The following is a 9085-nucleotide window of genomic DNA, read 5'->3' on the forward strand; positions in this document are numbered from 1 at the left end:
ATTGCAGAGTGTACAGGTTTATAAATCATTAACCGCCGATATGGAGGGTGATGCCATTGGCGGTGTGGTAAACATGGTGATGCGCCAGCCACCTGATGATCCGTTGGTGCAGGTAAATTTAAATACCGGCTATAGCGGGCATTATTTTGATAAGCAGTACCGTACATTTAATAGTGACGTAGTTCAAAATCATTCACCTTATGAACGTTTTGGGCCATCCCATTACGCAACCGGGGCCGATTTTTCAAAGGATAATCTTTCCTTTCAAAATAGCCGGCCATTGCCCGATGTTAATTTTAACTTATTGATTGGCCGTAAGTTTTTTAACAATAAATTAGGTTTTATTGCCGCCGCTGATTATAAGAATATTAAAACCGGATCTGACGGTTTTTTTATCCCTTTGAACACACAGCCTAATTTAAATAACGTTCCTGCCTTTTCTGATTTTTATAAGCATAGTTATTATAATAACAAAATTGCGGTAAGCACCAGCGAACAGTTTGTTTTTAGGCCCGATAGCATAAACAAATTTACGTTAAGCCATTTTTATCTTGACCAAAAAGATATAGAAACCCGCAGTACAGTTGATACCAGCCTGATATTAGGAAGATCGGGGGTTGGTACCGGACGAATTTATGTTAGCGACCGCTCACGCGTTCATGAACAACAGATCAATAATATTAACCTTAAGGGTAATCATAGCTATCATGATTTAAGTATTGATTGGGCAGGTCAGTTTTCGATAGCCAGCGGCCGGTACCCGGATTGGTCGGAATTAACTGCAAATACAGGCAGGTTGTTAGCTCCTGATAATACAATAGTACAGTCGCCTTTATTATTAGCGCCACTTAACCGGATCTGGTTGAGCAATAAAGAAAAAGACCTGGACATTTATCTTGACCTGCACTATAAACCTGAATTTTTGAACCAAAAGCTTACACTGAGCGGTGGTGGCCTCATCCGGCGCAAAAAAAGAGATAATTTTTATAACTCCTATACATTTACACCAACCATCAACGAACCTTTTACCGATATTAATAACGCGGTTTGGGTAAATGATAACGGGCCTCAAAATCCGCTTGGCAATGTAAATAATCCTAATAATTACACAGCGAAAGAAGATATCAATGCCTTTTACATCATGGCAGACCTGCAAAGTGGCCGGTCGGAGTTTTCAGGGGGGCTCAGGTTGGAGCAAACCGATCAAAACTTTATTTCTACACTTGATCCCAATGTAAGCTATGGCAAAATTGTAAATATTAGCTATAAAGACTGGTTGCCCGATTTACATTGGAAGTACGTGCTTAATGATAAACAACAGCTTAAAGCCAGTTACTTTAAAGGTATTTCGCGCCCGGCTTTGTATGATATTACTTTTGCCACCATAGCTTATGAGGACTATCTTGTTGCCGGAAACCCTTTTTTAAAACGAACCCAGGCAGACAATTTTGATTTAAATTATACCTGGTATCAAACAAAAAGCACGCAATTAAAAGCTTCGGTATTTTATAAGCACATCGTTGACGCTTACGAGAAAACACTACTTAACGGGGATGACGAGCTTTACCCTATACCTCAAAACGGATTAAACTACACACCCGCCGGGCAGTTAACCGAACAGCTAAAAAACACCGGTACTGCTGTAAATTATGGTGCAGAACTTTCTTACAGTTACAGCTGGTTAAATTTTGTTATTACAGGTAGTTATACCTATACCTCATCTAACATCACCCGTATGAAAAAATTGTTAACCAGGGCCAATCCGGATAACCCTGCCAGCAACCTGGTTACCGTTACCAAAGCCGAACAGGGGCCTTTGGAAGGGCAGTCAAAACATTTGGCTAATATTAATTTGCTTTATAAAAACGTACCGGGTAATTGGCTTGCAAACTTGTCTGTTATTTATACTGGTAAACGTATCGACCTTGTTTCGCCATGGTATAACCTTGATTATTGGCAACGACAGAATATAACGGTTAATTTATCGGCAGAAAAAAAACTAATCAATAAATTCAAACTCAGGTTAAGTGCGGCTAATCTTTTTAATAATGGTATTATTGATGATATTTTAGTTCCTAACCCCAATGGTTCAGGAAACCAATTGCCCGGCCAGCTGCAAACCAGCAAGATCACTATTTTAAAACAGAACTTTTCGGCATATTACCAGTTAGGCTTAAGTTACCAGCTGTAAAAGCACATACTCAAACACCTCATACTTCCTTAGGGGGTAATAATTTAAAAAGACCTCTTCAGTTAGATCTGTCTTTAGTTAATTGCATAGATAAAATTCCATTATAAACCTCTAATAGATTGATATACCTGTCTTTCCAGTCTTTATCAAAAACGTTATTATTGAAAGCGGATAAATTTTGTGGTTTCTCAAAATCTTCTTTCCTAAAATATTCAGGGAAATCTTCTGAAAAATTGTGATTAATGGCCTCTCCTATCCGGGCGATATATTCCTTTTTTAAATATTGCTGGCTAAACCAGTTATAAAGCGATCTGCGGTTGATATTTAACAACCTTGCTAATTCGCTAATATTGTGCCCATTTCTTCTTACACGAAATTCGACGATTTGACCGTAATGCGTTTCCATAGCAGGTAATTGATAAACAGTGAGATAATCATTTTGCAAATTTCCCGCCAATTATAAGGCGAAAGAATTTGAAGCGCCATCTTATGTTTAAACAATTGATAATATGCATTTTATCAACCGAAAAAATTCCAGATAGTACTCAAAAAAACTAATTATTTAAATCGTACAGACAAGTACGCATAGATTAAATTATCAAAACACCTCGACTAATGAGAAATTTAAAACACAATTTGGGCAATTAGTTTCACATTTTGAATTTTCAATCTTGTTAAATTATTTATACCGACACTTTATTAACTCACATTAAAACGGCGCCAGATAAATACATAGCTACCCGTTACGAACTGGAAAGTAGGTAACAAGCATAATATCCGAATTACAATAACCTTGAATTTTCATTCCATGTCCTATGGTCATGATTTAGCGATATTGCAGTTAGGCATGTTCTATTGCCTCATTTTTGCAGCCATGCTCAAGGTGGTATGCGGCACGGCCCGTAAGCGTTCTTTCGGTATTAATTTACCGGTTTCGCGGCAAATGCCATAAGTTTTATTTTCAATTCGAATGAGCGCCGCTTCCAACTGGTCAATAAATTTTTTCTGACGGGATGCGAGTTGATTAAGAGATTCTTTTTCCAACGTTGCTGATCCGTCTTCCAGTGTCTTTGACGAACCTGCCGTATCATCTGTGCCGTTGGAATTAGAAGAACTGATCGATGACGACAAGTCCATTAACTCTTCCCTTGCTGCTTTAATTTTTTCCATGATCAACGCTTTGAACTCCTGCAGCTCAATTTCATTATATCTTGTTTTTTCCGTTTCCTGATTCATAATACTTTAAGTTATCTATCACCAGCCGCTGACTATCTATTTTCCAGATATGCTTAGTGCTGGCTGACGTAGAACATCAATATAATATAATAGTTTTGATCTTCTGCATTATTTGTACCAGCATAAAAAGTTTATACACCTTATACCTCTTATTTATACATTTTGCGCCAGCGAATGCTGTATGAAAGTTTAAATGAGGATAGCGAAGGACTAAGACCATCGGAAAAACAAACAATAAATTATCCGTGGTCTGCAGTTATGATCATGAACAGGTTATGATAAAAAAGCTTATTTTCACTTTAATTATAAATCCTTAAAATTATAGGTATATGCCTGCCAATCACGTATCACTCGTACAAATTACAAAAAGGCCATGGTCTAAATTCTTTAAAAAACAACTGTTTGCAGCAAGTTTATGCTTTTTGTTTTTTAATCATACACTTTATGCCCAAAAAACAAGCTCCTTCCCTATCGGTATACCTGAAGCGGAAGGCGTTTCCTCAGCCGGGATCGATAGTTTTCTGCATGCGGCTGCACAAAGCAAACACGAGTTTCATAGTTTTATGTTTTTGCGCCATGGCAAAGTGATTGCCCAGGGCTGGTGGAACCCCTATCAGCCAACGCTAAGGCATAGTTTGTATAGTTGCAGCAAAAGCTTTACCTCCACAGCCATTGGCTTTGCAGTTAGCGAAAAGCGGCTGTCAGTAAATGATAAGGTGATCTCCTTTTTTCATGGTAGTTTGCCGGATACCATAAAGCCCTACCTTGCCGCGCTTACGATAAAGGATCTTTTAACCATGACTGTTGGACAAGCCACCGACCCTACTTTTGCAATTGCATCAAGAGAAGACGATTGGGTTAAATCCTTCCTGGCATTACCTATAGCATACAAACCAGGTAGTCAATTTTTGTACAACTCCCTGGCTACGTTTATGCTATCGGCCATCGTACAAAAAGTAACGGGGCAAAAAGAAGTTGATTATCTTAAACCGCGCCTCTTTGATCCATTGGGAATAAAGGGTATCGACTGGGAAATTAATAAGCAGGGTATCAATACAGGTGGCTGGGGACTGCGTGTAAAAACGGAGGATATGGCTAAACTGGGGCAACTTTACCTGCAAAAAGGTGTTTGGAACGGAAAACAGGTATTACCAAAAGAATGGATTGAAGAAGCTACTACTTTTAAAATTGACCAGGCGCCCGGCGTAGCCCAAAGTAAAAGAGACTCAAGCGACTGGATGCAGGGGTATTGCTATCAATTCTGGCGCTGTCGTAATAACGCATTCCGGGCCGATGGTGCTTTCGGCCAGTATATTGTTGTGATGCCTGATCAGGATGCCGTAATCGCGATCACTTCGGAAACAAGCGATATGCAGGGAGCGCTTAACCTGGTTTGGAAGTATTTGCTGCCATCTATGCGCCCGCAGGCTTTGCCTGCTGATAAAGCTAAAAATGATCAGCTCAAAAAACATTTAGCCGCTTTAAGCTTACCTCCGGTAGCCAATACCGGCAACCATACAAATAACACATTCAACAAAACCTTTTCCATTCAACCAAATGATTTACATATTAACTCGATAAGCTTTAACATGACTAATAATGTTTGCCATGTCACTATAAAAAAAGATTCGGCAAGCTATACGCTTAATTTTGAAACAGGCAAATGGCTACCAGGCAAAACGGATATGCAGGGACCGGGTTTAGTTTCCGCAGCCAGGGAAGACTTTTCTCTATTGCTACCTTATAAAGTTGAGGGCAGTTATGGATGGAATGACGGTCATACATTGCAATTAAAACTACGTTATATAGAAAGCCCGCATACAGAAACGATTACCTGCCATTTTAACGATCAGCAATTAAACGCAGATGTGGAGTATAGTTTCAATTATGGAAGAAATAAGGTAGCGTTACACGGGGAATTAATTAAATAAAAGATACACTACTAATATAACAGATCACTCAGGGTAAAAAACAAAAACTTTACACATATATAGACTGTTACAGTTTGGATAGGAAGCCGTTGCCGGGAATCATTACATTTGAATAAAGCCTTTAACTATGAACCAAATCAACAAAGAAGACATTAAGCAGGAAGTGTTTGACCTGTATGATGATTATGCACACGACCGGCTTAGCCGCCGTTTATTTGTAGAAAAGCTATCTCTTTATGCAGTTGGCGGTTTAACTGTACCTGCACTAATGAGTTTCCTGATGCCCGATTATAAAGGGAACGTGCAGATCAAGGCTGATGATCCCCGCTTAAAATCAGAATATATCAATTATCCCTCACCAAAAGGTGGCGGAACTATCAAGGGATTACTATCAAAACCTATAGATGCTCAAAAGAAACTTGGGGGCATCATAGTGGTTCATGAAAACAGGGGGTTAAACCCCTATATTGAAGATGTGGCACGAAGAGCCGCACTGGCAGGATTTATTTCGCTTGCGCCCGATGCCTTAACGCCCCTGGGCGGCTACCCGGGTAATGATGATGCGGGGCGCACCTTGCAAAGTAAAAGGGACAAAGGCGAAATGGAAGAGGATTTTATAGCGGCATATGATTACCTTAAAAATCACAAAGACTGTAACGGTAAAGTGGGTGTTGTAGGTTTTTGTTTTGGCGGCGGTATAGCCAATATGATGGCCGTTCGCATACCTGAACTGGCCGCAGCTGTCCCTTTTTATGGAAGTCAGCCTGCTATTGCTGACGTGCCTAAAATTAAAGCACCCCTGATGTTGCACTATGCATCGCTGGATACCCGGATTACGGAAGGCTGGCCGCCCTACGAAGCCGCTTTAAAAGCGAATGGTAAAAAATACCAGGCGTTTATTTACGAAAACGTAAACCACGGCTTCCATAACGATACAACGCCCCGTTATGACAAAACCGCTGCAGAACTTGCATGGAAACGCACTATTGATTTTTTCACTGAGCATTTGACATAGTACGTCATACCGCACACAAAGTATAAATATGAAAAAAGCCTCAGATCTTTCGGCTTTAGATGTCCTTATTTTCTATTTTTCGAGGGTCAAGCATGCGCATTCTATAGCAGTTCATAGCGGTTTCGCCTAATTGTGCTATGAGGTGGTAGTTGGCAATAGCACCTACAGCAGCTCCAATCACAGGTATTAACTGGGCCATTTTTGCGAGGTCTATATAGTCACGATATTCCTGCTGAAAAGTGCGCCAGTCAAACTCATCGGCATCCGCAGGTAAAAGAATGCTATAACTTTCCCAGTTTTGTAATAAACCGTAGATCTCGTTTCGCCGTTGCTGGCTGGAGTAGGTAAGCTGGAAAATGTAAAGTATATATAACCTTTCTTTATAATCCTTTACATTGAAACCATATAGAGCTGCAATATTAAAAAGCAATTTCATTTTAATACCAATAAGTACAGGGAATTCAGCAAATCCCATTAATATGCCTCCTGTGCCCGTAATAGCCCCTTCTATCGTAGCAGTTTTCTGATAAAAGTTTATTTGCCGTTTTATATAACTCTCCCTTAATTGAAAGGAAGCATTGGTAGCAAGTTTGTCGGTAGTTGTGTATTTAGCTCCGAAAAGTACTGCCTTAACCATTTTTTCGATAGTTACTGTTATTACTTTGTGAACCTTTTCTGGTATAATATTATTGATCTTGTTCTGTATACCCTTCGCTATCCGGTTAGTAAGAGACGGTTTCTTTTGCATCTTTTGCTTCCAGTCATTTAACAGTAAATAAGCTTTTTTTTCGTAGGCGGTCATACAGTTAGCATTACTTTAAATGGTAGATTGTTATTAAGCGATAATGTTACTACCAACAACAAAACAGCCTCCTTGTTAGATGGTTGTTTAGATACTTTTAAGTGGACGCAGAATCCAGGACATTTTTACCACTCACCCATAGTTTAAATTACATTGGAAATAGTACCTTCCCTATTGGCTTGGAATATGCTTGCGCAAGATGGCATAGAGATTATCCAGGTCAAAAGGTTTAGGGATATAGTCGTCAAAGCCATACCGATCATAAACATCATGAATGTTGCTGTTGCAGCTCAGCGCAATGACAGGAAGATGCGGGTACCTCGCTTTGATCTTCCGGCAAATGTCGATACAGACCGTACCATCCAACCGGAAATCCAGCATGACTACATGCGGCCGTAATTCATCGATTAATTCCAGGAAATTGCTATCACAGGTCAATACGGAAAATACCTGGAAGTTTTCAAGCTCCAAGGCTGTAGCTAAGATTTCAAGAACAGCCGCGTCGGTGTCCTGGATTATAATTGTTTCCATCTCCCTAAAATTTAGATAAGCTCCAAAAAAGGATGAAACTTAGAGAATTATGTTCGTTTTGGTTGATTAGATAAAGTTAATCATAAACACTTACAACCGAACGTTGTATAACGATGTATTTATTGATATGAATTGCGTAGATATGATGAACCGAGTGCTTAACATTCAAGCAATTACGTTAGCTGTTTCAAAGATAAAAATACCATCCCTAAATTCTTCCCAGCCTATTTTTTTGAACTGTCAGGATTGCCTGTTTGATCCTGAGTATTTTGTAAGCTTTTTACAGGGGGCCATTGCGAATGTTCAGTATCCAGAATTGCTTCTACCCTTGTAACAAAAACTGATTCTTTGTCCACACCGGTTGCAGCATAAGGTCCAATATTGAAGTTGTAATAATAAATTTCGGGTTTTAGCTTTTCATATGTTGAACGATATTTGACCCACAATTCCTGATAGTTAAACGTTTTTAAGCCGGTTGTTAAAATTGCTACGATACTGGAAATTATTACAACCAGGAGGTTTACGTTAATCAATGGAGAAATATTAATAGCACCGGATTTTATTCCATTTAAAGCTGCCACTACCGGTGTTAATGCCGATAGAATAATTAATATCCATTGAAACAGCTTATACCTTTTTTGATTTTTTGCCGAAGCCTGCCTATAATAATCCAATTGTTTATTATAACGATCATCAAGGTATTTATCAAATGTGGTTTTGTCCATTTGAGTGGAGATTTGGTTATTTAAAGATAATGAAAAGGCTTCGTTATAATAAAGAATTAAAAGAAGCATAGGTTAAAAGAGCAGGCCTGATATTTTTTTGGTTTTAATGAATATTAAAAGTTAAATTAATCTATTATTAAAAAGCTATAATGTCTCTTAAAACTATAAAGATCTTTCTTGCTTCTTCGTCAGAATTGAAGGCTGACAGAGATGAGTTTCGTATTTTTATAAGCAGAGAAAATGACAGGCTTCACAAACAGGGTATTTACCTTGAAATACTGCAATGGGAATACTTCCTTGATGCTATTTCTGATACCAGGCTTCAAAACGAGTATAATAAAGCCATCAGGGAATGTGACATTGTGCTTTGCCTCTTTTTTACAAAAGTAGGAAAATACACTGCCGAAGAATTTGACACAGCTTACCAGATTTTTAAGGATACGGGCAGACCCAGAATATGGACATATTTTAAAGACGCGCCTCTTAATTCGGGATCAATTACAGAGGAATTTAATACATTATTGGCTTTTAGGAAAAAAATAAGTGAACTGGGTCACTTCAAAACAGTATATACCAGCATTGATAATTTGAAGTATCAGTTTAAAAACCAGTTGGATGACATTTTGCCGGAGATAGGCATGCCTGGTAAATCCT

At 38.8% G+C, this 9085-nt stretch carries 9 protein-coding genes; 4 read left to right on the forward strand and 5 right to left on the reverse strand.

The window, feature by feature from the left end:
* The coding region (locus tag AC1DRQ_RS27525) for a TonB-dependent receptor domain-containing protein (RefSeq protein WP_477428715.1) at nucleotides 1–2191 on the forward strand (2191 nt) is incomplete at its 5' end.
* Between the two features lie 58 nt (nucleotides 2192–2249).
* On the opposite strand, the gene AC1DRQ_RS27530 is transcribed toward AC1DRQ_RS27525, so the two are convergent.
* On the reverse strand, nucleotides 2250–2597 hold the full coding sequence (locus AC1DRQ_RS27530) for a helix-turn-helix domain-containing protein (protein WP_477428717.1): 348 nt from the start codon (nucleotides 2595–2597) through the stop codon (nucleotides 2250–2252).
* Nucleotides 2598–3043: 446 nt separating this feature from the next.
* On the reverse strand, nucleotides 3044–3427 hold the full coding sequence (locus AC1DRQ_RS27535) for a TraR/DksA family transcriptional regulator (RefSeq protein ID WP_429397344.1): 384 nt from the start codon (nucleotides 3425–3427) through the stop codon (nucleotides 3044–3046).
* Between the two features lie 329 nt (nucleotides 3428–3756).
* Here AC1DRQ_RS27535 and AC1DRQ_RS27540 point away from each other — a divergent pair, with 329 nt between their 5' ends.
* On the forward strand, nucleotides 3757–5358 hold the full coding sequence (locus AC1DRQ_RS27540) for a serine hydrolase domain-containing protein (protein ID WP_477428720.1): 1602 nt from the start codon (nucleotides 3757–3759) through the stop codon (nucleotides 5356–5358).
* Nucleotides 5359–5485: 127 nt separating this feature from the next.
* Nucleotides 5486–6373: a dienelactone hydrolase family protein gene (locus AC1DRQ_RS27545; RefSeq protein ID WP_477428722.1), complete on the forward strand. Its 888-nt coding sequence runs from the start codon at nucleotides 5486–5488 to the stop codon at nucleotides 6371–6373.
* A 55-nt stretch (nucleotides 6374–6428) separates the two neighbouring features.
* Here the strand turns inward: AC1DRQ_RS27545 and AC1DRQ_RS27550 are convergent, their stop codons facing one another.
* The 3 genes from AC1DRQ_RS27550 to AC1DRQ_RS27560 all read right to left on the reverse strand — a co-directional run bounded on the left by AC1DRQ_RS27550 (nucleotide 6429) and on the right by AC1DRQ_RS27560 (nucleotide 8431).
* Nucleotides 6429–7175 (reverse strand): EcsC family protein, encoded by a 747-nt coding sequence (locus tag AC1DRQ_RS27550; protein ID WP_477428724.1) that lies wholly within the window; start codon nucleotides 7173–7175, stop codon nucleotides 6429–6431.
* A 171-nt stretch (nucleotides 7176–7346) separates the two neighbouring features.
* Nucleotides 7347–7706 (reverse strand): response regulator, encoded by a 360-nt coding sequence (locus tag AC1DRQ_RS27555; RefSeq protein WP_477428726.1) that lies wholly within the window; start codon nucleotides 7704–7706, stop codon nucleotides 7347–7349.
* Between the two features lie 224 nt (nucleotides 7707–7930).
* Complete coding sequence (locus AC1DRQ_RS27560; protein ID WP_477428728.1) at nucleotides 7931–8431, reverse strand: DUF4231 domain-containing protein; 501 nt, start codon at nucleotides 8429–8431, stop codon at nucleotides 7931–7933.
* A gap of 149 nt (nucleotides 8432–8580) precedes the next feature.
* On the opposite strand from AC1DRQ_RS27560, the gene AC1DRQ_RS27565 reads away from it, so the two are divergent.
* Nucleotides 8581–9085, forward strand: a 505-nt coding sequence (locus AC1DRQ_RS27565) for a hypothetical protein (protein ID WP_477428730.1), incomplete at its 3' end; no start/stop codon positions are given.

Source organism: Mucilaginibacter sp. P4_E8 (assembly GCF_056401495.1).